Consider the following 26,834-nt stretch of genomic DNA (forward strand, 5'->3'; position numbering starts at 1 on the left):
CCTCCTTAATCACGTTCGCGCAAGCATGTAATCACCAGTTCATCGCTGGTCAGTAAAATAGGCTCTTCGGGGAATAGAGCCCCCTCCTCCGCGCAGACCGCCATAACCGCGCCGTCCAGGCCGCACAGCCGCATCGGGCGGGGCATTGAAGCCAGCGAGCCGGGATACGCAGGATACGCATGCGCGGAGCGGCCTCGCACGACCACGTAAAAATCGCGCAGCGGCAGCGACAGGCCAAGCCCTTCCGCTTTCATGTAGCTTTCTTTGCAGGTCCACAGCGCATAGAAGCCGCGAAGCCGCTCCGTCTCAGGCAAACCGAACAGCAGCTCTTGCTCCCGATCGGCAAAATAACGGCTTGCAATCGCGTTCATATCGATCGGAAGAAGCTGCTCGACATCGATGCCGGCCGGCCGGTCATGAACGACGCACACGACCCAATTGCCGCTATGCGACAAGTTAAAATGAAAATCCGGCGCTTCCTTTATGTACGGCTTGCCATATTCGTTCCTGGCAAATACGGCGCCGCTCAGCTGCCTTCCTAACCGGCTGCGGAGCAAATCCCGGATCAGCGACTCTGCCAGCAGCTTCCGGTCGCGGTCCGCTTGCAGCCGGTAACGGCCGAGCAGCATTCTCGTTTCTTGCGGCAGTACCGACGCGAGACGATCAACGATCTCGGGCGACAGCGGACCGGTTATTCGCACCGCGAAGATGTCGGTCATGGCCACGCTCCCTCGGCATATCAAAATAAAGTTTAGTAGTCAGGGGATAAAACATGGTTATACATTTTTCTATTATAAGGGAATAAATCTCCACCGTGAACGAGAACTTGTCGAAAGGATAAGATAATTGTCACTTTGCGTGAGAAAAACTACGCAAAAAGTCGTAATTATCCCTTCATCCCCTTTAGTTCCTGAAGCGTAATCATGCTTCGTTAGCGCCCAAACAGCCGCCGCTATGAAACGGAAAAGCCGCTCCTCCTCCCCGTCCAGGGAAGAGAAGCGGCTTTTCGCCGGCAATACCGGTGGTACTATTGGCTTACCACTTATAAGACTTGCAGCCTTTAGCCTTCAAGGCCATCTCGGCGGTACTCGGCTTGAAGAGATCGAGAATATTTTTGCCTCTGCCGATTTTATCCGGATTGGCTTTCACCCCCGACTTATACAGCGGGTCGGTCAGGTCCGCTCTAAACGGACCAAAGTCCAGCTTGCCGATGGGCGAGAGTTCTAAGCAACCGCCTTCCCACCGGTCCTTTAGCTTAAGTCCTGTCGTCAGAGATAGCGGACCTTTGACGATTTTAATGGTCCCCTCAAGCGACAACCCGTCGCCGGTGAGCCCTTCTCTTGGAGCGATATCCATGCTGTTCCCGATGCCAAAGCCTGCCTCCAGACAAGAGGAAAAGCCTTCATCCGTAACGCAGACGCGACCTCCTCCGCCAATTCCATCGTAAGCGGTAGCTCCGATGCAAAACGTTCCGCACGGATCGCGGTACTGCACGGGATTATTGTTAACATAAGCATACAGATTCGCCTGGCCGCTCTCGAACAGGATCGGATCGCGCGCCGTCCACCTGCCCGACAGGGTATCCAGGTCCCGCGCGCCGAACCTGACCAGTCCCGTTCCCCGGTCCTCCAGTCCGCCCGCATACCCGATCGCCAGCGCGAATCCCGGATTCGAATCCGACAGCAAAGCTCCGTAGCTGTCATACTTCAGCTGCTTGACGACCTTCCCCTGACCGTCCAGCACCTGCTGCGGCGTCCCTACGCCGTCCGTGATCACGTAATAACGGACGTTGCCCCGCTCCAGTCCGAGCAGCAGGCCGTCCTGGTCATACAGGTAATTCGTCAGCTCCCCGGTTTCGTTCACCGTGCTCGTCACCAGCTGCAGCGATGTCGGGTCTCCGTACAAATACTGAGTAAAATGCCCGGCTCCATCCTCGCGGTACGTTTGTCTTCCCAGCGCGTCGTACGCATAGTTGTAGGTTACGCCGCTTACCGTCGCAGTCAGCAGCTCCCCGCGGGCGCCGTACTTGAACGTATCCGCGCCGCGCTGACTAAGATATCCGTCTTCGTCGAAGCTGTAAGCCGTTCCACCCACAGCCGTCAGTTCATCATGCGGCCCGTAGCTGCTCGTCATCCGCTCCGACCCCGTTACCTCGCGGGCAATCCGGTTTTTGTTCGCATCGTACCCGTACGCTTCCACCGTTACGCCTCCCGGACCGCTGCGCTGCGCATTCGTCAGCTGCCCGTCAAGATCGAAGGTATACACGGTCGTCTCCATTCCCTCCGGCGTAGTCACCGTCAAGCTCGTGACATTTCCGCTGAGGTCGTATACAGGCCGGGTGCGGTAAACTTCCCGCCCGCCCAGCGTATAGATCCGTTCCTTCTGACGGCCCAGCTCGTCGTAGGTCTGCGTCACCTGCAGCTTGCCGTCATTCATCCCCGCTACGCTTCCGTTCGGACCGCTTCGGTCGAATGTGAACGGTCCGTACTTGACCAGCCGGCCCACGGCATCCCAGCCTAGATCGGTCGTTACGTTAGCAGTTTGCGACACGCCATAGACCATTCTGGTGACAGAGGTCCGGATTCTGGTCAGATTGGCCAATACGTCGTACGAATAATCGTACACGCCTTTGGCTTTGCCCGTGATCGTCTGCTTGCTCACCACATCGCCGACATACGCGTACTCGTTGATTTGCGGCAGCGATCCGGGGGTCAGACCGACGCTTTCCAGCTTCTTGGCCCGGTCCGTATTGTCGGAATATTCAAATGTGCGGCGGATATCCGCATCGTTCATGCCGGTGATCCGCTTGCCGCCTGCCGCATCGTAGACATAGTCGATCTGACGGCCGCTGCGCAGCGTCGACCGCTCCAATGTGCCCCCGTCCCCATACGTCAGACTGATCAAGTCGGGTACTTCTGCGGACGCAAATCCCGCAAACTGGCCCAGCTCATTGTAGCTCTGCCCGTAAGACGCTCCGTCCGGCATCGTCAGACCGGTCAGCTGCCCCAGCTCGTCATACGAACTGCCGTATACTTTGCCGCCCGGCGTCGTGGAGGAGATCAACCGGTCGGCTTCGTCATAAGCGAACGACCTTGTCCGGCCGGCTGCATCCTTCAAAGACGTCAGCCGGTTCCGCTCGTCATACGCGTACTTGGCCAGTTGTTCCCCCTGCGTTGCCTGGGAGAGCCGTCCCTTCTCGTCGTACGCATATACAATCGGAGCAAGCTGCTGTCCCGGCCATTCCACCTGTACGACCCGGCCGTCTTCGTCGTAAGAGAAAACCTGCTGTAACCCGTCCGGTCCCGTCTCGGTCAATTGCCGTGCCGCCGCTTCGTACTGCGCCACGGTTACGGACGTCCCCGTTTTGTTCGTATGCGTCAGTGATTTCAGGCTACCGTCCTCATTCCACTCCACCGTGCGGGATTCGTTAAAGGTCGCCTTCTTCCCGCCAGGCTGCGTCAACGTCGCTTCCTTCATGACCGGCACATCCATATCCCAGCGCGGATCGCCCGTCATCGTCTTCGTCATGACGCTCCCGTCGGGAAGCTCGATGCGCTCGCTGCCCGGCCGCACCGTGGCTACCAGTCGTGCGCCGTCCGGATCGGTGGTCGTGCGCTGCACGCCGCCTTCGATCCGTTTGGTCTCGTATACGGTCGAGCGGCCATCCGCATCGGTGAAGGTGACGGCCGTCCCGTCGGCCATATCCGTGCGGCTCAGCGTCTGCACGCCTCCGGCCCCGTTCTCGGCACGGATCAGCAATCCGTCTTCGTCGTATGCATAACGGCTGGTCTGCTCCAGCGGATTGACGAAGGTTTGCAGCAGTCCTCCGGCATCGTACGTCATCCGGTACGTATCGCCGGACGGACTGGCGACCGCGATCAGACGGCCCTGCTCATCCGTCGTCAGCCCCGTCCGCTGTCCGCCCGCTCCGATAATCGCCACCGGCTTGCCCGCGCCGTCGCGCTCGATCGACATCTCGTTGCCGCTCCGGTCGGTAATCCGAACAAGACGGCCTTCCTCGTCATAATCCAGTTTGGTCAATACAGCCTCTGTCAAGGCGTCCGTCGTCTCGGCATGCAATCGGTCTCCTGCCTTGAATTGGTAGACAACCTGGCCGCCTTCGTCGGGCGCCTCAAGCAGGCGCCGGGATTCGCTTACCAGAAAATCGTGAGACTTATTTTGATTGTCCATCGTCGTAACGATATATCCGCCGTCAGCGGTAACGGCCATCAGATTGAACTTCTGCGTCGCCTGTTCCATGACCCACGACGGCGTCTCAAGCTTCTCCAGAAGTCCGTCTTGCGCAACACGGTAAATATCATTGCCTCCGGCCCTGAAATAGAGCCGGTCACGCGCGTCCAGGAAAAGCCTGCTAAGTCCGCCGACATAGTAATCCGAAAGGAAGAAAAACTGGGCTTCCGTCGCTTTCATGCCATGAGCGGCCGGCCTGCTCCCAGACTCATCGAGCAGCACGCCCGCCACCCGGGACAAGGTGCCGTCCGGACTCAGCTTGCGCACCCGTGTGTAGGTGCGATAGTCGCCGAACAGCGTAGCCGCATTCGTATCGGTCATATACAAAGAGCCGTCGCTTCCGGTCCGGATCTGCTCCACCGCGCCGATCCCCCCCTTATCGCCGGGACCGCTGTCCTTGCCTTTGGCCATATAGTCCCCAAGCGTCTGGAGAATGCCGTCCGGACCGATCTTGTACAGGGTGGTCCGAATCGGAACCAGATTTTGGTCGCCGGGGCGAGTCGGGTAAGATGTAAAGTAGACAGCGCCGTCCGTACTTGCAGCCAGCTCGAAGAGGCCTGGCAGCGCTACGTTCTGGGCATCCTCTCCATCCGGCAGCGAGGTTGTAGGGCCTCTTCTGCCCGTGCCTGCAATAACGTCCCAGTCGGTCTGCCCCTTCGATTTGCGAAGCAGCTGGTTTTTGTCGCTATCGTAGCTATAGATCGTCCCTTGTGCGTCAACCGCGATTCTGCTCCCGTTGGATAGCGGAACATCCGCCACTTTGACGACTTTTCCTTTCGGATCGAGACCTACGATCACCCTGCTCCGCTTGGAGAAATCGACTGCGGAATAATAGATCCATCCGTCCATGCCGGTTGTCATCGTACTGAAGTCGATGGTATATCCTTCGAACGAGAAGTCCACTTCGCCTCGCAGCGATCTTGTTTTGGTCTGCGTCGTGCCGTCTCCCAGCAGCAGTCTTTTGATTTCTTCATCGTAGATATGATGCGGGTCAAGGCTCCAGCCTGCAACGCCGGCGTCCGCATACGGGTTGCGCGGGCTCTCAAGCGCTCCGTGCCATTCCTGGCCTACACTGACTTCAGAGGTTTCCCTCATCCCCGTGAATACGGCGGACGGGGCAGCCGAAATACGGCCGAAGCTGCGCTCGAATTCGCCCGATGACGGATAATACTGGGCCTTATACACATAATCGACGCGGACTGTGTAAGGATGAGAGCCTGTCAGCTCGCGGCCGTAAGCGTCCTTGCCGTCCCACTCGAACGTAAACGTCTTGTTCTGGGTCGGAGCGAAGCTTGCCCGGTATAGTTTGCCGCCGATCTGGATGCTCAAGTTCATCCTCCGCAGCGAATCCGGCAGCGGCTTGCCGTCGCTCACCGGAATCTCCAGCGTCGACTTCGCCTTATAGCCTTCCTCCCGCTCGCTCGTATAGTTCAGCATATACGGCGTACCTGCGATCGGAATCTGCTGCCCCAGCGTCTGGTTCTGGCAGCCGATGATCGAGCCTTTCTTCTTGCACGGATCGTCTTCCTTCTTCCGTTTCTCCCTTGGCTCTTGATCCGGCGGCGACTCGGCGTCTCCCGGAGGTCCGTACGGCCAGTTGTGGTCGTACGGCGTGAAGTGCGTGATCGGCACCCGCCACAGCGTCTTCCCCGGTACGTACAGCTCCGCCAGCTTCCGCTGCTCCTCCTCCGTCACGCCCAGCTTCGCCAGCTGCTCCGCGCTGTCCGCAGCGCCGTCTCCGTCCGCGTCGATCGCGGCCAGGCCGCTGGTCACCGCGACGATCTCGATCACCTTGCCGTTCGGCGACGCGATCCATCGCCCTTTCTCCCGGTCATAGTACGCATTGGGCACCGCTGACCCGACCGGGAAGCCGATGAAGTTATCCAGGTAGTGGTACACCTCCCGGTCGAAGGTCACCTCCGTCGCTCCCGCCTGCACCGCTTCGTCCGCCGACAGCTCCACCGCATACGTATACGCCACGTACGGCGGCAGCTCGCCCGGCATCGCCTTCGGTCCTTCGGCCCCGGCCGTATACTCCGTCGAGCGGAAGCCGATGCTCGGAAGCGGCTGCTCCGTCCCGTCCGGCAGCTTCATCGTCGCCGTCGTCCCCGCCGGGAACATCACCGTCGACTGGCGGGTTCCGTCCTCATCCGTTACAGGCGTTCCCTGCGCAGCCTGGATTTCCGTGCTGTCCTCCAGTTGCACCTGCGTCACCTTGCTGTCGTACGCCGTCAGCACCACATCCTCCAGATGCTCGTAATCCCCCGGCGTCGCCTGCTTTTTCCGTTGCACGGTCATATACCCGTCCTTCTCGTATTGCAGCGTCCAAATCCCGTCTCCGTTCACCGCCAGATCGAACATCCCGTCCGCCCGGCTCAGCGTCTGCCCCCACTCCGGATGATCCAGCACCGTGATGCGCACGCCGCCGACCGGCGCCTGGGCCGTGTCCAGCACGCGCCCTCTCAGCACGCCTGCACGCTCCGCCTCGATCGCGCCCGGCTGCACGCCCGTCTGGATCGGATTGGCCCCCGTGTACAGGAAATCCGTCATCTCCTGGAAGCTCGCTTGGCCCGAGGCCGGCAGCTCCGACGCTACGCTGCCCGGATCGGGCGGCAGATTGCCTCCGCCACCGCCGGTCGGCGTCGCTTGCACCGCGCCGGACTTCGCAGACTCGTTGCCGCTCTCGTCATAGGCCGCGACGGCCAGCTCATAGGCGATGCCGCCCGTCAGACCGGTCGCCGTGTAAGAAGCGGTTTTTCCGGCCTCCTGCGCCGCTTCCCACGAGCTTGCCCCTGCCGCCCGGACGTACACCCGGTAGCCGGCCAGATCGGTCTCTGTATTCGCCGTCCAGTTCAGCGCGACCCGGCCTTCTCCCACGACGGCCACCAGCCCGGCAGGCACGGCCGGCGGCGTCGTGTCCGGCTGCTCTTCGCTGAGCGGCGTCGCGCTGACGATCGCCGACATGTGAGATATATTGCCGGACGTGTCGTACGCCGCAATAGCAAACTCATACGTCCGGTCAGACCAGACGTCGAGCACCGTATACGTCGTCTGCAGGCCGACGTCAACGCCTCCGCTCCAGGTCTGCTTCCCCGCTTCGCGGCTGTAGATTCGATAGCTGTCCAGATCCTCTTCCGTGTTCGCCGTCCAGCTCAGCTGAATTTTCCGAACGCCCGGCTCCGCCTTCAGGCCGCTTGGCACGGCCGGGGGTTCCCGGTCAGGCGTCTCTTCGCCGCGCGGCGTCTCGCGCTTCAACACGGACTTGGCCGACTCGTTGCCGCTCGCATCGTAGGCGCTCACGGCAAAATCGTACGTCGTGCCGTTCGTCAGTCCGGTAATCGTATGTCCGCTCTCGCGTCCGGGCTTGTCGAATTGACTCCAGACCTCTCCGTCGGACAAGCGCCAGTAAATTCGGTAGCCGGCCTGGTCGTCCTCCGAGCTCGGATCCCAGGTCAGCATGACCTTCCCGTCCCCGGATTCTGTTCTCAGCCCGCCCGGTACCGCGGGCGGCGTCACGTCCGGCGGCGGTCCGTCCGCTTTTGGCGTCGCCCGTACGATTTCCGACTTCGCGGACGCATTGCCGCTCTTGTCGTAGGCCGCTACCGTGAACTCGTAGGCCCTACCGTTGGTCAGCCCGTTCGCCGCATACGACGCGGACAAACCCGCATCGGCCTCGATACTCCACGCCTCTGTGCCTTCTTCGCGTCCGTAGATCCGGTAGCCCGCCAAGTCGCTCTCTGCGTTCGCCGTCCAGGCCAGCGCGATCAGCCCGTCTCCTGGCTCCGCCCTCAATCCGCCCGGCACAGCCGGCGGCGTCCGGTCCGGCGTCTGCGAGCCTCCGTCTCCCGTGCCGCCTCCGCCGGAGCCAGGCACCCTTCCGTCCAAGCGGAGCGCGCCCAGATCCAGTTTGGCCCCGGCCTTGGGGGCCGTGTATGTCCCGGGCGCCTCCGTACGGACGCATTTGCAGCTCTCGGACTTCGCCGCCTCGCCGTCCAGCAAGTCCAGCGCCATCTTCGCCCGCTCCGTCTGCAGCAGCTCCGGCTCGGCCGTCCCTGCCTTCGCAGCCGCCGCACGGATGCTCTCATCCGCGATGTACGACAGCCGGTATGTGCGCTCCGGCTCGACATACGCGGTGAAGGAACCGTCGGCTTTCGTTATCGCATAATAAGTCGGATTCGTCGTAAACGCCAGAACGACGCCGCCCGCCGGCTTGCCGTCGTCTCCCGTCAGCTTGCCCTCCAGCACGGCTGCCTGGCTTGCGGTCAAATCATAGGCCGTCGTTGTACCGAGGGTCCAATCCACGCTCCGGTAGCCGACGACGCCGTCGCCCGTCGCATAGATATCGTACGCCCCGCTCTTCCACTCCCCGGGCAAGGTATAGCCGCCTTGAGCGTCCGTCCGCCCTGCAGCGAGCTGTGCCCGCTTGCCCTTCGCGTGAACGCGAACGAGCGCATGGGCCAGCGGCTGCCCATCCGCCGACTTGACCGCAACGGTCAGCGAAGCCGCCCTCTCAGGACCTTTCATCAGCTGCCATGTGCGATGGAGCGCTACCGCCGCTTCCGCGCGGGTCAGACTCTTCTCGCCGTGGAACGCGCCATCCTCATAGCCTTGCAGAATGCCGGCCTCGTGAAGAGCCGAGACAGACGGAGCCGCCCAGACCGGAATCCGGCCGCTGTCGGTGAATTCAGCCGCTCGTTCCGCCTTCCGGCCGGTCAGCCGTCCCAGCATGACAGCCGTCTCTTGGCGGTTCAAGAGCGCCTGCGGACGGAATGCGCCAGCCGCATCCCCCTCCACCAGTCCCAGCTGAGCCGCCTTTTTCACTTCCTCCGCATACCATTCATCCTTGACATCCGTGAAGACCGCTTCCCGCGTTTGAACGTTTCCAACCTGCGGCAGCTTGGCCGCCAGCCGGTTCAGCATCGCAGTGAACTCCGCCCGGGTTACGGCCCGGCCGGGCTTGAAGGTTCCGTCTTCATAGCCGCTCAGAACACCCTCGTCCGCAAGCTCCGTAACTTCTTCCAAAGCCCACGCGGGCAATGTGTCTTTCCATCCCGCAGCACCGCTGCTGACGCTTTCCCCGTTCGCCGGTAAAGGCTCAGGGTCCGCAGCTCCCGCCGGAACCAGCGGCTGTACGGCAAGCACTGCTGCCAAGAGCAGCGGCATACTCCGTTTGATCAGCTTTCTGAACATCATTTTTTCGCCTCCTAATCCCCATTGTTTGCCATATTATAGCGATCGCCCAAGCCCGCGCGTAAGTATCGATTCGGCTAGTTGCGTCACTAAAAATGTCACCGGATTTTGTCACTCCCCATGACAACTAGCGTCATAACTGCCTGCAGCTGTCCCAGCCTCCGCGCTTAAAATGCAAAAAGCCTCGATCGTTGGCGATCGAGGCCGGTTGTGCCCAAGACTGGGATTTTCGCTTGCGGGTCATCTATTCTCCTGTATGCTTAATCTCAAAATACCGTGCCTGATACCGATTAGACAGATGCACGGTCAGCGCGCCGCAGGAAGATTCGTAGTAAAATCTCGCATTCGCATCGTTGCTCGGATACAACTGCCGCACCTCCACCTGCTTGCCTGCGAAATAGCGGCCCAGCGGCAACTCCTGATCGCTTTCCGGGCTGTCCAGCCGCCACACCGACAACAGCATCCGGCTTCCGTCCGGTGAAACCAAGCCGACGCTTGCCCATCGTCCATCGTCGCCATAAGCATTCATGCCGATTGGCCAGTAAGGATGCGCGGTGCCTGTAAAGGAGCGCTCCTGCTTGTACAAGGCGACGGCTTCTTGAATAAGCGCGCGATTGCGGTCGTCGGCCCGATCGTGGTGGCCAGACAAATACAGATTGCCGCTCATGCCGTTCACCATATTGAATATCGTCTGTTCGCCGTCGGCCATGGACTGCAGATAAGCCTCATCGCTCAGGATGCTTGGTTCGCGCCCGATATGGGGAAACGTCAACGGATACGGGTAAGCCCAGATGCCCGCTTGCTCAGGTAATATAGAAGCGAGCGAGCCGACGGCGATGGACGGATATTTCCGGTAATCCTCCTGGTCGCTCGTGCTTTGCAGGTGGAATCGGGAAAGTGCCCCGTAGTCCTGCCGCATCGCGCCCGAGCCGCAGTTTTCCAAAATGAGCTTCGGATACCTGGCGCGAACTTCGTCGATAAATCCGTAGAAAGCGCGCGTATGTTCGAGCAAGCCGTGCGCGGCGGAGCCGTCGGCTGTATCCGCGCCGTTCCCCAAGTCCGCGTTGTAATCGTTCTTGATGTAGCCGAAGCCCATTTCGTACAAGCGATCGATAACCCCGAGCAAATACGCGGCCACCTCCGGATTGCGGAAATCGAGAAAGTAGCGGGCGCCCCCGCCGACCCGGGCGCCGTTCCGGCATAAAAACCAGGCGTCCGGCTTTTTGCTCAGCGCGGCGCCCTCCCCGCAAACTTCCATCTCCAGCCAAATGCCGGGAATCAGGCCCTTACTCCGAATATGCGAAGCCAGGCCTTGCAGCCCGAGCTCGTTAAACCGGTCGTCGCTCGGCTGCCAATCCCCGAGTCCGAATCCCCACGAAGCGCCGCGCTTGCCGAACCAGCCTGCGTCGATGCAGAATACTTCGGCACCGCTCTTTGCAGCGGCATCGATCAGCGGCAGCTCCTTCTCGAGCGTAGGATCTCCCCAGAGCGTATTCATGTAGTCGTTGTAGACGACCGGGCTTTCCCCGTCCCAAGCATCTTGCGGCTTCAGTCTGGACCGCCGGTATGCCGTCAGTTCGCGAATCGCATCCTGGAAGCCGCCTTTGCAGCAGCCGATCGCCGCCGGTACGGCGCTGAAGCTAGCGCCCGGCCGCAAACGGTGCGTCCATGCTCCGCCAAACCGTTCGCTCGCTCCGTCCGCTTGGATGTAGACGCCTCCGGCTTCCGTCGTGCCGTGATGGCCGATCTCCAGATGCCAGATGCTCGACGTTTCGATCTGGGCATACCAGCATTCGCGCGTTTCCAGATCCTCGACGAGCGTCATCGGCAAGTGACGGCTCGTGCTCCAGCTTCCGACGGAGCTGAAATGGATCGACGAGCCGGTCGGATGCGTCGAGGTCGGATATAACCCCAGCTCTTCCGGCGTTCCGCTCCGCCATTGCCCCTCGCCGTTCCACGTTTGCACCGCGTAATGAACCTTCAGCTTTTTCCGATCGAACCAGGGGCGTATGCCGCCGCCGCCGATGCCGGGCAAGCATGCGGACGAAAGATGCGTAAGAACGACCGGTTCTTCCCCGTCGTTGCGGACGGTCGTGATCGCGCGCAATACCGATGCCCCCGGAATCCGTTCCATTTCAACCGTAACCGTTAACCGCAATGCCTCATGAAAATATTCGAAAGAAATCAAACGTTCCGTCGCTTCGTGCCCGACGAGCTTCATCTGCGTAGGCAATTCGGAGGATCCGGCAAGCACGCCTTCCATAAACCCATACGGGGCACCGGCGACTGCCATTTGAAATCCGGGATGGCTCGGAGGCGCGTCCGTATTTCTCTCTCCCGCGTAATACGCAATCGGCCATAAATCGCCTTTGTTATCTCCGTATTCAAGCTTGATTTGTTGATGAACGATCCGCATTTCCCATGCTCCTATCCCATTCCTGCGATCGATCTAGCCTTTCACGCTGCCCATAACCAGTCCTTTAATGAAAAAACGCTGCAAGAACGGATACGCCGCAAGCACCGGCAGCGCGGAAATGAAGATCTGCGCTGCCTTCTGCGTTTGATCGTTGACGGTTTCGAGCAGCTTGAGCTTCTCTGTCGTCAACGAATTCAGGTCCACCTGCAGCAAGGAGGTCTGCAAGTAGGAAGCGAGCGGATAACGGTCCGGAGAACTCATATAGATGATGCCGTCGAACCAGGAATTCCAATGGCCGACGATCGTGAATAACGCTACGGTCGCAAGACCGGGCAAAGATAACGGCAAGTAGATGCTCCCCAAAATCCGCCAATGTCCCGCGCCGTCCAGGAAGGCGGACTCTTCCAGCTCCTTGGGCATCCCCCGGAAGAAGTTCAGCAAAAGAATCACGTTAAAGACCGGGACTGCGCCGGGAAGGACGAGCGCCCAGATGGAATCGAGAATGCCGAAGTTGCGGACCGTCATGTAGGTCGGAATCAAGCCGCCGTTGAACAGGATGGTAAAGACGAAATACCAAGCGAACAGCGTCCGATGCCGGAACGAAGCCGCATCCTTCGAGAGCGGGTACGCAACCAGACAAGTCAGGATCAAGTTCACCGCCAAACCCAGGAAAACTCTTTCCAGCGAGACGCCGAAGGAATGGACGAACACCGGCTTGGCGAGCACGAAGCGATAGGAATCGATATTAAACCCGATCGGCCAGATGCCGACGCTCCCTGCCGACGCCGCCGGGCTTGCGCTCAGGGAGACAGCCAGAATATGAACCACGGGCAGCACGCAAAGCAGGGAAACAAGCGTCAGAAGAACGACGTTAAAGCCGAGAAACGCTTTCCGGCTCTTCGATAACATCAGCATAGGTGTTCCTCCACTTAGAAAATTCTGTAGTTGGCCAACCGATAGGCGCACCAGTAACCGGCAGAGATGACAACGATCGACACCGCCGATTTAAATACGCCGATGGCAGTCGCTACGCCGAATTGCGCATCCTGCATCCCTATGCGATAGATCATCGTGTCCAGAATGTCTCCCGACTGAAATACGCTGGGGCTATATAAGTTAAACACCTGATCGAAACCCGCGTTTAATATATTTCCGATGCTGAGCGTTGCCATCAAAACGATAATCGGCGCCATGCCGGGCAGCGTCACGTGAAGGGTTTGCTTCCACCGGTTCGCCCCGTCCACGTAGGCCGCTTCGTACAAAGTCGGATTAATCGCCGTTAAGGCTGCCAGATAAACGATCGTATTGAAGCCGAATTCCTTCCAGACATCCGACGTGACGAGCACCGTTCGAAACCAATGATTATCCCCGAGAAAAAAGACGGGTTTGACGGAAAAAAATCCGAGCACATGGTTCACGATGCCGTGAGAGGGCGAAAGGATATCGACCAATATGCCGCCGAGGATGACCCAGGACAAAAAATGAGGCAAATAAATCAGGGTCTGAACGGTTTTTTTGAACCTTTGCGAGACAACTTCGTTCAGCAGCAAGGCCACGACGATCGGCACCAGCATATTGACCACGATTTTGAACAAAGCGATGATGACCGTATTCCAAAGCACTTGCCGGGTATCCGGCATATCAAGCACATAGCGGAAATTGTCCCACCCGATCCACTTGGAATGCCGAATCCCGAATGCCGGATAATACTTCTGAAAAGCGATGACGACGCCGAACATCGGGATGTAGCTAAAAATAAAAACGAGCAGAGCGCCCGGCAGCAGCATCGTATATAACGGTCTCTGTCTTTTAAATATCGAGCTTCTCATCCTTCGAAATCCTCTCCGTATGACCAGATAAGAAAGGGGGCAGATGCCGGCCATCTCCCCCTTCCGCCCCTCTTATTGCACCGACTTCTTCCAATCGGCGATCTCGCTCGTGATCTGATCCCCGCCCAGCTTCTTCCAATCGATCACGAAGCGGTCGAAGTCGTCCAACGGGACTACGCCCATAATGATTTTCGTGAATTCTTCGGATTCCATCTTTCTCAAAGTGCCCCATTTGTCGGTCATCGTCGGCGTTGTGCCCCCGTAAAATTCCGTCGGTTTATACAAGTTGTTCTCCAGGTAGTACGCATCGACGCCCCACGTCGGATTTTGCAGGCCGAAGATCACGGACCAGACCCACTGGGATTTGTCTCCGCCATCGTACTTGACGATGTTTTCGTAGATGGTTTTCTGACCTGCGTCCAGCGCGGACGGGTCTTTGTTCGTTAGGGCTTGATTGACCGCTTTGAGCGTCTTGTAGTTCTGGTCCATCGAACCCGCCTTGATAACCGCATCCTGGAAGTAGTGCGAGGTATCGTCCTGATATTTGGGTTTTTGAGTCGCCGCGCTGGCACCGTACAGCTTTTCCGTAAAGAAATTCAATAGCTTCACGGCTGCTTCCGGATGCTTGTAGCCTTTACGTACCACGTAAAACGATTGGGTGCTGAAATCTACGCCCGGATGTCCCGGTTGGCCGTCGGCCGACGGGATCGCGAACGGTTTCCATTCGGCGTCCGGCTGGCTTTTCATCAGGTCCATCATCGTAAAAGCGCCTGCCATGTTCGAATAGAAGAGCCCGACTTTGCCGGCCGTCAGATCCTCGTTGGCTTTGCCGAAGTCCTTGACGCCGAATTCTTTGTCGATCGTGCCGGCCTTATACATGTCCGCCAGCGTACCGAGCACCGTCTTCATCTCCGGTTGGACGCTGCCGTACACGACGTTGTTCGAAGCGTCCTTCACCCAAATGCCGGGGTAGGCGCCATAACCGTTCGCCAATCCGTCGATCCCGAAGTGCGCCGCCAACGACTTGTTCAAGCCGTATCCAAACGTGTCTGCGCTGCCGTTGCCGTCGGGATCCTGGTGCGCGAATGCGTCCGCAATCTTAAGGACGTCGTCGGTCGTCTTCGGCTCGGGCAGGTTCAGCTTTTTCAGCCAGTCCATGCGTACGTACAGCATCATCAGATTATCGATGTCGCCCTGGGTATTTGGCAGCGCATACAATTTGCCGTTGATTTTCGATGCGTTGAGCGCAATGCCGTTCTGCTGACCCAGCGTCTGCTTGGTCACGTCGCTGGCGTACTGTTCGTATACGGCGCTCAGATCCTCGACTTGTCCAGCCTCCACCAGCTGTTTCAGCTGCGCGCTGTTGACCATCGCCAGATCCGGCAGATCGCCGGAAGCGATCGTGATGTTCATCTTCTGCGCGAACGGAGAACTGGTGACGTCTCCGCCTTCCGCGACCCACTTGTAGTTCACTTTGATGCCAAGCTCGTTTTCATAACCGCGTGTCCAGTTGTTCATTTCACGCGTGTCGCCATCCACTCTTTTAAGCCCGTTCTGATCGTCGCCTGCCGCCGTCAACGTGATCGGCGGATCGTATTTGCCGAGCGGATCCGCCGGCGCCGCAGAAGATGCGGCGGCATTGGATGCAGCGGCGCTGGACGCCGCCGCCGGCGCAGCGTTGTTGTTCGAGTCGGCTTTGCCGCTGCAAGCCGATAATGCCAGCATCGATCCGATCAGCACGAATGGAATGAGGCGAGTCTTTGCCTGTTGCTTCATGTTTTTTCCCCCACTGAGAGTTTGAGTTGCCCTTGCACCCCGATTATAAGCTCGCCGATGAACCCCAAACTATTGCACAATCTCATTTCCGAATGAAACTTTTCTGCGGGCCGAGTCTCTCTCAAAAGGACCATTTTCGCTCCCGGAACTCGCTCGGCGTCAATCCCATCGCTTTTTTGAACATGCGGTGAAAATATTGCTCCGAATTGAATCCGGTTGCCCTCGCAACGACTTGTACGGTCAATTCTGCCCGCCCGAGCAGGTCCGCCGCTTTGGCAATCCGCTCTTCGTTGACGTATTCGACGATGCCCTTGCCTAACTCGGACTTGAAAATTTTGGACAAGTAATTCGGCGAATACCCGAACGCTTCGCTTAACCTGGTCAAGGACAGATCGCCGGCAATGTTGCGTTCCACGTAGCGGACAATGTCCTTGGTCAAGTCGGCGCCCCCCGTCGAGACAGATTCGCGATTTTCAAAAAATCGGTTCGCGACTTCCGCTATGCAGGCAAACCGTTCCGGCCATCCGAGGAACTGATCGTACTTCGCGAGCATGCCGAGATCGATTTTTTTGGATAGCTCCAAATACAGGCCGTAGTGGTTGATCTCCGTCAACAGCATGGTCGCCAACCGGTAATAGATTTCGATTCGGGTGTTCTCGGATAGCCGCGGCAGCTTCTCGTATACTTTCATGAATTCTCCCAGCTGGCGGAAGTATTCGTAGCGCTGCCCGTTCTCCAAGTACACGGATAGATGCTTGAATTGTCCGAATTCGGACTTGATCCGATAGTTGTCATCGGCTTCCGGCCGCCATAGGCCATCTTCGGCAGCGTGATCGATCATAATTTGTCCTTTTGCCGATCCGTAAGCGGATTGCAGCAAGAGCTTTAATCTTTCAAAAACGACAGGCATCCGATCCCAATGCACCGTCTCGTCGGAGAGCGCGAAAGTGACCGTATGATCGATCCATCGCTCGCAATCTTTCTGAATCAATTCGAATGTCCCTTGAACATACGTGGCCGGCTTCAAGGTGGAACGGGCCGTGCGAGCGCCGGGCTGGAGCATCCAAAGCACCGTATCCCCGTCCAAGGAAACGGACAGGATCGGATACGCCTCGTCGAGATGTTCTTCCGCGATGTTCTGCAAAGCATACACAATGAGCGCCCGGTCCTGCGCGAAATAACCGGGATGCCAGGCGTCGATCTTGCCAAGCGCAATGAGGATCGGCTTGTCCGGGTCGATGGAAATGCCAAGCTCCGCGAATTTCTCCGCCCGCTTCTTGAACGCCGACGGATCTCCCTTGAGCAGCAGCTGCACATAATCTCTGCGGACGACGGGGAGCGTGGAATGGAGCTGCCTTTTCGCTTTTCCTATCGCCTCGTCCATCGAGGATTGCTGCTCCAGCGATCTGACGGCTTTGCTCACGGCACCTAGAATGGCTTCGTCGCCCTCGGTTTTCAGAATATAATCGATGCCTCCGCCGCGCATGGCCTCCTGAATATACTTGAAGTCGCTGAATCCGCTCAGGAATATCATTTTGCATTTCGGCCATCTGGCCAGGATTTGCTTCTGAAGCTCAATGCCCGACGTCACGGGCATCATAATATCCGACAGAACGATATCGACGCGAATCCCGTCCAGAATCGCCAGCGCATCTTCCGCGCTGTCCGCCTCGTAAACCTCGAATCCGCCCTGGCGCCTGAACAATGCAGCCAACCACTCCACGATAAACGTTTCGTCGTCCACGATCAGCAGTTTAATCATCGCCGTTCTCCTTCCCGAGCGGAATGAGGATATCCACCTGCAAGCCGCCCAGCTCGCTTCTGGATAACCTCAAGCCGCCTTCGCCACGAAATTTCAACATCAGCCTTCGATGTACGTTGAGCAGCGCGGTCGTTTCGACTGTATTGCCGGAATAGGCAAGCAATTTTTGAAGACGCGTCAACTCGTCTTGCGCGATCAATCCGTTGTCCATCACGGACATGACGACCTTCCCGTCCTCCGCTCCGAAATGAATCGCCAGCTTCCAGTCCCTGTTTTTGTGCCGGAAGCCATGATTAAAAGCGTTTTCGATAATCGGCTGAACGATCATTCGCGGCACGACGGTATGCTTGAACGAATCGGCCAATTCGTCGACATGGATCTGCAATTTGCCCGAGAATCGAATCATTTGAATCTCGGCGTAGGCAAGCGCGTGGCTTAATTCCGACTCAAGCGTCTCTTCATCCGAATCGTTCCGGGTGATATAGCGGAAATATTGACTTAACAGCCTGCTGATCACGGCCGTTTTATCGGTATTCCCCGCCTCGGCCATCCGCTGCAGAATAAAGAAACTGTTATATAGGAAATGAGGATTGATCTGCGATTGCAGCTGCTTCAGCTCCGATTGCTGGGTTCGCATCTTCTGCTCGTAGTTCTCATGAATCAATGCCGATACTTGGACGACCATCCGGTTAAAGTGCTCGTAAAGATAACGGAATTCGTCATCCTGCTCCCTGGAGATCCGGATTTCAAGATTGCCTTTCTCCACTTGGCGGAGACCCGATATCATTTTGCGCAGCGGCTTGTGAATCAAGCGATAGATCCAATAGGCGAAAACGACGACGAGAACCGCGGTCAGGATGGCCAAATATCTCACCCATTGGCGGTACTTAAAAGCTTGTCCCAGCAGCTCCTTCTCCGGAATTTGCATGATTAACCAGGCGTTCATCGCGGGTATTTCCTCGGCGAAGAAGGTGAGTCCGTCCGACTTCCAATGCAGGTTGCCTTGGGAGAGCCTATTCATGAGCCCGTCTTTTTCAAGCGCCGGCTCTTCGCCGATTTGCCATCGTCCCTGCGCGTCTATAAGGACGGAAACGCCTTGCGCAACCTCGCCAAGCTCGGCTAATTTTCTCCTTATATCGGATTCCGATAGTTGGATTTCGAACAGAGAGGTCAAAGGCGCATTCTCTCGAAAAGGAACCGCTATGCTTGAATACAATTTTCCATTCCATGTGTAGATCCGTTTGCCCGCGTTGCGACGGAAGTAATCGATCTCCTCTTGCGCCGGGGGCTTATCGAAGCTTTGGGCCGTGATCGTTTTGCCGATCATCGGAATATAGACGCTTACTTCCTGAACGATCCGGCTGGCTCTTTCCAGCACCGCCAGTTTTTCTTGCAAATTAATGAGAGATTGACGAATCTCGTTCTCGCTCAGATGGGGAGCGATAATGCTTAAATTCTCCAGATCGTTATCGAAAATAGATTGCTGCTCCCACATGTTGATCTGATCGATTTGCGACCCGATCTCGTTTCCGTAGAAGTGCAGATGGGATTGGGCGGATTGTTCGATATCGATACCGATTTTGTTCATTCCCGCATTCAGAATCACCCATCCTAATGAATAGATCGGAATCGACGTCAGCAGGAAGGCCAGCACGAGCTTGGGAAAAATGGATTTGATTCTCAACCATTGCCATCGTTTCAACCCCTATCCCTCCATTCACGCGCCTCATGATTGCCGCACCTTGTCGAATTTGAACATAAGAGCACCTAAATTATAGATGCTTCCCGCGGCGTAGAACATATGTAAAATTGAAGTTGTCAACGAAACAATTCAACTCTCTTTTTCACGCAAATTGGATTTGTTTCATTCCGAAGTGAGATTGTGCAATAGTGGACTTCCTTTTTGCGAGCTTATAATTAGCGTGCAAGGAAAAATGAAAGCGTATTCAAATAAAAGGAGCGATACTTATGAACAAGGATGGTTCCGTTTTACGCCAGGTTAGAATCGCGGTTATGAGCTTCTTCAGCCTCATTTTATTTTGCTCGGGGATACAGGTTAGCTCCGCCGCTTTTGTTGCGACCTATTATATCGACAATCGAACGGGGTCCGGCTGCAGCGACACAGGCGCGGGAACTTCGTCAAGCGCTCCATGGTGCACGTTCACCCCTGTCAATAATATGAGCAACGGGTCGGGCATCCCGGCGGGGACGCAAATTTTATTGGCACGAGGGGCCAGTTGGAATCAGGAGCTGAGGCTGGTCGGGAACGGCACGTCAAGCGACTGGAATGCGCTGGGGGCTTACGGTACGGGCGCCAAGCCCAAAATTTTGCGCAATAACAACGAAGCCGACCGTGGAATTCGGATGGTTAATCCTTCGTTCTGGCAAGTAAGCGATCTGGAGGTCGGCAACGCCGGAACGGGAATACTCGTTTATTTCGATACCAAATCGCATCAGGGACTGAGATTCTCGAACTTATATTTGCATCATAATGCGGGCATCGACCGGGGAAATACGGCCAGCGGTGCGGCGGACCATATTTATTTTTCGGCAGGGATCAGCTTTACCGGGCACTTTACAAGCATGGCGTCGAATGAATACGCGATTAAAGATATTACGATCAACGACATCGAAGGCACGCATAACAACAACACCATTGACTTCGATTGGGAAAACGGCAATGCGCCAGGTTCGTGGCCGGCGCCGCAAACGGCGCAAAACATTCATATGTACAACCTGAACATGCATGACGACGACGGGGCCGGGCGGTCTACGAGCTGCAGCAATTCATTAGGATTGACAGACGTCTCTAACGTCAAGATTATAAACGCCAATTTGAACAACGAAGCTTCTTGCTACGCCTCGCAGGGAACCGCCGCCGTTTTCTTCGGCTTGGTCAGCAATGTCGAGATCATGAACAGCATGGTCACCAACACGCCGGAGACGGGGAGTCCCGACCAAACCGCGTTCGACTATGAAGTGGCAACGGATCAAGTCAATATCCGCAACTCTTACATCGCCGGAAACGCAGGCGCGGGCATCGAAATTCTCAACATTCATCCGGGCGTGTATTATACGAACAGCACGATCAGCGGCAATGTATTTGCGCAAAACAACAGCAGCAATCATATCGACCCTTCCGTCAGCTCCATCTTGGTTCTTAATTCAAGCTCGCCTACGCCTACCGGCACCATTCGCGACAACCTGTACTACGAACCGGGAAGAACGTTCGTATCGGCCAGCGGCGGCGCCTCGCTGAACGGTTTTACGCTGACGAACAACAAGTACGTAAACGCTTCGTCAAACCTTTATTATTCTGCGAAAGACTATAACGGTACCCAAGGCGGCAACGGCTGGTCCTATCAATCTTTTAACGGTACATCATGGAGCAATCTGGCCTATTTCGACGCGGCAAATAAAAGTTGGCAGCCATCTCCTTCGGTAGCGATCCCGCAAGTAACGCAGTTCGGCGTCGCGCCCGACAACTGCTCCGGCTGCAAAATCGCCCGCGTATGGACGGCGCCGTCGACCGGTACGATCAGCATCCGCGGACGGGTGCTCAAAGCCGATCTCGGCGGCGGGGACGGAGTTATTGCCAGAGTCGCGAAAAACGGGACGCGCATTTGGCCGGCATCCGGCGACCAGACGATCGCCTGGAACAACGACTTCGGTGCCGAGACGAATTTGGATAACGTATCCGTAACGGCCGGGGACGTGATTCGCTTTGAAGTTAGCCCAAATACGAACAACGCGAACGATTTGACAAGCTGGGTGCCGGCGATTGCCTACACGTCTATCGGTACGGGGACAACAACCTTGTCGAATGCCGGCTTCGAAGCGCCGACTGTTGCAAGTATTCAATACGGACCGCTGACGAACGGCTGGACGTTCGATGCCAATGGCGCGGGCGTACAGCGCAACGGCAGTGCATTCGGGGCCGCGTCGGCACCGGAAGGCGTGCAAACGGCATTCATTCAGAATGCCGGTCAGATCAGCCAAGCGATGAATTTCACGGCCGGAACCTACACCGTCGGCTTTAAAGCGGCCAAACGGACGAATTTCGGGGGGGCGGAGTCGTTTGACGTTTATTTCGACTCGACCTTAATCGGATCGTTCTCGCCGTCGTCGGGCAGCTTCGTCTCGTTTACGACCAATAGCTTCACGGCAGCGGCTGGCAGTCATACGATCAAGTTCGCGGGAACTACCTCTTCAGGGGACAATACGGCCTTTATCGACGATGTCTCCATATCATCCGTTGCGGGAACGGGTTACCAAGCTTCCCTAGGCTATAGCAGCACGCAGGGCTCGAATAACTGGTCCTATCAATACGGGAATGGCAGCTCTTACGCCGACATGACTTGGGACGCCGCCAACAGCCGCTGGAACAAAAGCGGGACGTTCAGCATCGTAAGCGCCAACTGGCAGCACCCGGATGCCGGTGCGGATTCGGTAAGGAAATTTACGGCGCCGCTGACGGGCAGCATCACGATTACCGGCACCGTCAAGAAAAAGGATACGTCCGGCGGAGACGGCGTCAACGTAAAAATCATGAAGAACGGTACCCAAATCTGGCCAGCAAGCGGCTGGAGAAGCATCGCCTATAACGACGGCATAGGCTACAGCGTGAATGTAAGCACCTCGGTTACTGCGAGCGATACCCTATTATTTATCGTCAATGCGAACAACACCGTTTCTTACGACTCCACGGAATGGGATCCGGTTATTACGTATAATTGATAGGTAACGAGGCGGGAAACGCGCTGCCTAAAAAAGATCGCCAATGATCCTGATTCCATCAGCAGGAGATTGGCGGTCTTTTCTGACATGTTTATAGTTTTAGCGACAATCCTACAGACGCTCCGCGCTGGCGCTCATGCGCGTCCGTCTCCGAAATCGCGGCTCGTCGCAACCGCAATACAGCGGAACTCGCCGCCCGCTCCATCTTCCGCCCCGACGACCGCGGCATCTCCCGGCTCCGCAGGACGACACGCGCAGTAGAAATGATACAAAGTACCGCCCCAGTATACGATGGACGACTTGTGCGCATTTGTCACGTCGAGTTCGCCCGGTCGGCCGACGGGCAGCCACGGCGTATCGAGAATTTCCCATCTCCGAAGATCGTCCGATACGGCCAGCGCGCCCTGCGCCCGCTCGCCGTCGAAGCCGAAGCCGAAGTTGACCCAGTGTCCTGCTGCGCCGTCGTACTTCACGCACGGGTCGCTAAAGTACACGCTGTAGAATGAACCGGGCGCCGTCCGCATGAGCGGATTGTCCGAATCTCGTCGCCAAGTCCGGAGATCCCGGGACACGGCAAGGCCCGTCTGCTCCGTCCACGGCCAGTCGGTGCTCTCTTTGGCATTGTAGAACATATAATAGCTGCCGTGCGACGCCACTACGCAGCTTTTGTACAGGCCGCCTCGCTCCCAAGTTTCGCCGTTTTCGAAGCCCATCACCGGCGCCTCCAGACGACGCCAGTCAAGCAGCTCCTCGTCCTCGCACCAGGCGAGGCCCATCTTCGCGCCGCCTGCTTCATAACCGGCCTCGGGATACGAATGGTACACCATCCAGTACCGGCCGTCGATTTTCTTGAGCCGCGGCGTATCGTACAAGTCGTCTGACTCGAGCACGATCCAGGACCCTGCCGCGCCGACGCTGTCCCATCTGGCGTTTTCGGGACTGCCTGCGAGCGCCCTATCCAGCATGATGCCTTTGAATGTCCAGTTCACCAGATCGTCGCTCTCGGCAAGCCCGGTCCGGTATCCGATGCCGTCGAAGCCTACGTACATCATGCAAAAACGGTCTCCATGGCGGAATACAAACGGGCAATCCACGGCCAGCTCGTCGAAGCTGCCTGCGACGCCGGAGCCCTGCACGACCGGTCGGCCCAGCTTGAACGGCGTGGCATAGCGGCCGATGTCCGCCAACAAATTTCGTTTCATATCGCTTCTCTCCTCATTATCATAGCCTTATCCCTTCACGCTGCCGACGACGACGCCCTTGATGAAAAACCGCTGCAAAAACGGGTAGACGCAAATGATCGGCAGCGCGGCCAGGAAAATCTGCGCGCCTTTGAGCGTACGGTCGGATACCTGCGACAGCGTAGCGGCGTCGGCCATCGTGATCAGGCTTAAGTCGCGGTTAATGACAACCGTCTGCAGGTAGCTCTGCAGCGGATACTTCTCCGGCGTATTCATCAGAATCAGGCCGTCGAACCAGGAATTCCAGTGGCCGACCACCGTGAATAGAATCAGCGTCGCGAGCGCGGGCATCGACAGCGGGACGAAAAGCTTCCAGAGAATCGTCCAATGACCGGCGCCGTCCACGAAGGCCGCTTCCTCAAGTTCCTTAGGCAAGCCGCGGAAAAAGTTGAGTAAGAGCACAACATTAAACACATTGACCGCGCCGGGCAGTACAAGCGCCCATATGCTCCCGAGCAGTCCCGCAGCCTTGATGACGAGGTACCAGGGGATCAGCCCCCCGCCCACCAGCATCGTCAGCACGAAAAACCAGACATATACCGTTCTCCCCCGAAACGCCGCGGGTTCCTTGGAGAGGGGATAGGCGAGCGTGATCGTCAGCAGCATGTTGATCGTCGCGCCGAGCAAGACGCGTTCCAGACTGATCCAGAATGCCCTTGGGAATTCCGGCTTGCCCAGCACGAACTTGTACGATTCAAAAGTAAGGTCGACCGGCCAAAGCTTGACTGCCCCGGCACTCGCCGCCGTGCTGGAGCTCAGCGAGACGGCGAGTACCTGGACGAGCGGCAGCAGGCAAAGCAGCGCAAGCAGCACAAGGACGACCGCGTTGAAGCCGTTGAACAGCCGGCCGGACAACGATGTTCGCATCATTAGCTTCGGTCTCCTTTCAGAATATCCTGTAGTTGGCCAGCCGGTAGGCGAGCGCGTACGACGCGGAAATCAGCACGACGGACACCGCCGACTTCAGCAGTCCGACCGCGGTAGCCAAGCTGTACTGCGCCTGCTCGAGACCGAGCCGGTAGACGAGGGTGTCGATGACGTCGCCGCTCTCGTACACTTGCGGGCTATACAAATTGAAAATCTGGTCGAAGCCGGCGTTCAGCACGTTGCCGAGACTGAGCGTGGCCAGCAAAACGATGACGGGCAGCATGCCGGGGAGCGTGATATTCAGCGTCTGCTTCCAGCGGCTCGCCCCGTCGATGACCGCCGCCTCGTACAGCGCGGGGTTGATGCCGGTCAGGGCGGCCAGATACACGATCGTGCTGAAGCCGAACTCCTTCCAGACGTCGGATACGACCAGCACGGCGGGGAACCAGTGCGCGTTGCCCAGGAAAAAGATCGGCTCGATCCCGAACGCGCCCAGCAGCTGGTTCACGATGCCCGAGGTCGGAGACAGCACATCTATGAGCACCCCTCCCAGAATAATCCACGAAAGGAAGTGCGGGAGGTAGATTAAGGTCTGAATCCAGCGTTTGAAAATGCGGTTGCCGAGTTCGTTGAGCAGCAGCGCGACGACGATCGGCACCGCGAGTCCCGCCGCGATCTTAAGGCACGCGATCACGAGCGTATTGCGGATCACCTGCCAGATGTCGGGAAGCGAAAACATATAGTCGAAGTTATCGAGACCGTTCCACGGCGAGTGGAACATGCCCTTGACGACCGAAAACTTTTGAAAAGCGATGTAAAGCCCCATGATGGGTCCATAGCTGAAAATGAGCACGAGCGCCGCCGACGGCAGCACCATTAAATGAAGCGGCAGCTGACGCCTCGTTCGCGCGAATCGCATGCGGATCCCTCCGATCCTGTTCGTCTCTGTCTGCCGGCATCCGGCCCGTGACGGGCCGCTTCGCTTCAATGCAAGCGGGGCCGGAAAGGGCTTCCGGCCCCGCTGCCGACTGTAGTCCGCCCGATCAGGATCGGGACGCGTACCAGTCGTTGACTTCCTTGGTGATCTGCTCGCCGCCCAGTTTGTTCCAATCGGAGACGAATTTGTCGAAATCGGACAGCGGAGAACCGAGGATGATTTTGGTGAACGTCTCCAGCACCAGCTTGTCGAGGATGGCCTTTTTCTCAGTCATGCCGGGCGTCGGAGGTCCGTAGTACGCGTTTTTCATCAGCAGGCCGCCGTCGACGTAATTTTGCCCGATGACCGCCCATGAGCCGCCTTCGCCGAATACTTTGTTCGTGCCCCAGTTGGCCCGATCGCCGCCCTCGAACGCCTTGATCTTGTCGAAGTATCCTTTCTCCTCGGGCAGCAGGGAGGCGCTGTCGCCTGACTTCAAGGCCGCGACAACGTTCTTGTGCACGGTCAGCAATCCCTGCGGCGTGCCGAAGCCGTTCGCCATGACTGCATACTTGAACACTTCCATGCCGTCGACCGTATGGTAGGTTTGCGGCTCCGCGTTCGGCCCGGCGATCTTCTCGTTATACACGTTAAAAAGCTTGACGATCGCCTCGGGATGCGCGGCGCCCTTCTTGACGACCCAGAAGCTGTTGAAATCGGCGTTGGCCTGGGCGCTGGCCGGCGTCCCGTCCGCGGAGGGGATCGGGAAGGCGCCCCATTCCGCGTTCTTGTCGGCGTTGACGTTGTCTTGCAGCGGCCAGAGCGGATTCCACATCGCGCCGAAGTTCATGCCGATCTTGCCGGCCGTTTGCATCTCCGCGACCTTGCCGCCGTCCTTGACGCCGAACTCCTTGTCGATCGCGCCGGCCTTGTACAGCTCCTGAAGCTTGCCGAGCGCCGTCTTCATCTCCGGCTGGACGCTGCCGTTCACGAGCTGGCCGGAGGAGTCTTTGATCCATACGTTCATGTATGCATGATAACCGTTCATGAAGCCGGACAAGTCCGGATAGCCGCCGATGACGTCCTTGGAAGCAGCCAGGCCGTACGTATCCTTCTTGCCGTTGCCGTCGGGATCTTGATTGGCGAAGGCGTCCGCGATTTTCAGAAAGTCGTCCATCGTCTTCGGCTCGGGGAGGTTCAGCTTCTGCAGCCAGTCGGTCCGAACCCACAGGAGCGGCGCGCCGCCCAGGTAATCCTCAGCCGGCGGAATCGCTACAAGCTTGCCTTCATAAGTGGCCGCAGCCTTGGCATTGGTCCCCCTGTCGATCATTTCTTTGGTTAAATCCGTGCCGTAGTCCGCCACGGCCTGCGTCAGATCCTCGAGCATGCCGCCCTCGGCAAGCTCGCGAAGCTGCTTGGCGTCTACCATGAACAAATCCGGCAGGTCGCCGGACGTGATCGACAGGTTCATTTTCTGGTTGAACTGGTCGCCGTTGACGATCCATTTGTTTTTGACCTTGATGCCTAGCTCCTCTTCGTACGCTCTCGTCCATGCGTTATTGTCGAGCGATTCTCCGTCCTTGAACTTGAACGACGAATCCGTGTACCGGACCGTCGTTACCTCGATCGGCGGGTCGTACTTGGCGTTCGGGTCCGGCTTGCCAGCCTCGGGCTGGGCGGATGCGGACGGCGAAGCTGCGGAAGCCGACGACGAAGCCGGCGCCGAAGCGGAGGGCGAGGCCGCGTTGTTGCCGTTGCCCGCGCAAGCCGATACGAGCGACATGGCCGCGATCAGCGATGCCGCGACGAACCTTTTCTTAACGATATTGTTCATGCAGGATGAACCCCC

At 57.7% G+C, this 26,834-nt stretch carries 13 protein-coding genes; 1 reads left to right on the forward strand and 12 read right to left on the reverse strand.

Going from position 1 to position 26,834, the window contains the following annotated elements; genetic code table 11:
* Positions 1 to 5 precede the first annotated feature (5 nt).
* The 8 genes from ACFOTD_RS14555 to ACFOTD_RS14590 form a co-directional block, all read right to left on the reverse strand.
* The gene (locus ACFOTD_RS14555; protein WP_378119904.1) at positions 6 to 719 is read right to left on the reverse strand and encodes a 4'-phosphopantetheinyl transferase family protein; all 714 of its coding nucleotides are present in this window, start codon (positions 717 to 719) and stop codon (positions 6 to 8) included.
* A gap of 316 nt (positions 720 to 1,035) precedes the next feature.
* Complete coding sequence (locus ACFOTD_RS14560) at positions 1,036 to 9,444, reverse strand: S-layer homology domain-containing protein (RefSeq protein WP_378119906.1); 8,409 nt, start codon at positions 9,442 to 9,444, stop codon at positions 1,036 to 1,038.
* A gap of 241 nt (positions 9,445 to 9,685) precedes the next feature.
* Positions 9,686 to 11,857 (reverse strand): glycoside hydrolase family 36 protein, encoded by a 2,172-nt coding sequence (locus ACFOTD_RS14565; protein WP_378119908.1) that lies wholly within the window; start codon positions 11,855 to 11,857, stop codon positions 9,686 to 9,688.
* A gap of 33 nt (positions 11,858 to 11,890) precedes the next feature.
* Positions 11,891 to 12,772 (reverse strand): carbohydrate ABC transporter permease, encoded by an 882-nt coding sequence (locus tag ACFOTD_RS14570; RefSeq protein ID WP_378119910.1) that lies wholly within the window; start codon positions 12,770 to 12,772, stop codon positions 11,891 to 11,893.
* A 14-nt stretch (positions 12,773 to 12,786) separates the two neighbouring features.
* Positions 12,787 to 13,686, reverse strand: coding sequence for an ABC transporter permease (locus ACFOTD_RS14575; RefSeq protein WP_378119912.1), 900 nt, complete (start codon positions 13,684 to 13,686; stop codon positions 12,787 to 12,789).
* A 72-nt stretch (positions 13,687 to 13,758) separates the two neighbouring features.
* Complete coding sequence (locus ACFOTD_RS14580; protein WP_378119914.1) at positions 13,759 to 15,462, reverse strand: extracellular solute-binding protein; 1,704 nt, start codon at positions 15,460 to 15,462, stop codon at positions 13,759 to 13,761.
* A gap of 121 nt (positions 15,463 to 15,583) precedes the next feature.
* Positions 15,584 to 17,224 carry a response regulator transcription factor gene (locus tag ACFOTD_RS14585; protein WP_378119916.1) on the reverse strand — a complete coding sequence of 547 codons (1,641 nt, stop codon included), beginning with the start codon at positions 17,222 to 17,224 and terminating at the stop codon, positions 15,584 to 15,586.
* Entirely contained in the window at positions 17,217 to 18,926 is a 1,710-nt protein-coding gene (locus ACFOTD_RS14590; RefSeq protein WP_378119918.1) for a sensor histidine kinase, read from the reverse strand. Before ACFOTD_RS14590 ends, ACFOTD_RS14585 begins: the two co-directional genes overlap by 8 nt.
* A gap of 266 nt (positions 18,927 to 19,192) precedes the next feature.
* Here ACFOTD_RS14590 and ACFOTD_RS14595 point away from each other — a divergent pair, with 266 nt between their 5' ends.
* Complete coding sequence (locus ACFOTD_RS14595; protein WP_378119920.1) at positions 19,193 to 21,961, forward strand: carbohydrate binding domain-containing protein; 2,769 nt, start codon at positions 19,193 to 19,195, stop codon at positions 21,959 to 21,961.
* A 134-nt stretch (positions 21,962 to 22,095) separates the two neighbouring features.
* Here the strand turns inward: ACFOTD_RS14595 and ACFOTD_RS14600 are convergent, their stop codons facing one another.
* From ACFOTD_RS14600 to ACFOTD_RS14615, 4 genes are all read right to left on the reverse strand, one after another.
* A complete protein-coding gene (locus ACFOTD_RS14600) occupies positions 22,096 to 23,163 on the reverse strand; it encodes a glycoside hydrolase family protein (RefSeq protein WP_378119921.1) in 1,068 nt (355 codons plus the stop codon).
* A 27-nt stretch (positions 23,164 to 23,190) separates the two neighbouring features.
* On the reverse strand, positions 23,191 to 24,072 hold the full coding sequence (locus ACFOTD_RS14605) for a carbohydrate ABC transporter permease (RefSeq protein WP_378119923.1): 882 nt from the start codon (positions 24,070 to 24,072) through the stop codon (positions 23,191 to 23,193).
* Positions 24,073 to 24,088: 16 nt separating this feature from the next.
* Complete coding sequence (locus ACFOTD_RS14610) at positions 24,089 to 24,988, reverse strand: ABC transporter permease (RefSeq protein ID WP_378119925.1); 900 nt, start codon at positions 24,986 to 24,988, stop codon at positions 24,089 to 24,091.
* Positions 24,989 to 25,112: 124 nt separating this feature from the next.
* On the reverse strand, positions 25,113 to 26,819 hold the full coding sequence (locus tag ACFOTD_RS14615; protein WP_378119927.1) for an extracellular solute-binding protein: 1,707 nt from the start codon (positions 26,817 to 26,819) through the stop codon (positions 25,113 to 25,115).
* Positions 26,820 to 26,834 lie beyond the last annotated feature (15 nt).

The sequence above is a fragment of the Cohnella sp. GCM10012308 genome, assembly GCF_042649185.1.
GTDB lineage: Bacteria > Bacillota > Bacilli > Paenibacillales > Paenibacillaceae > Cohnella.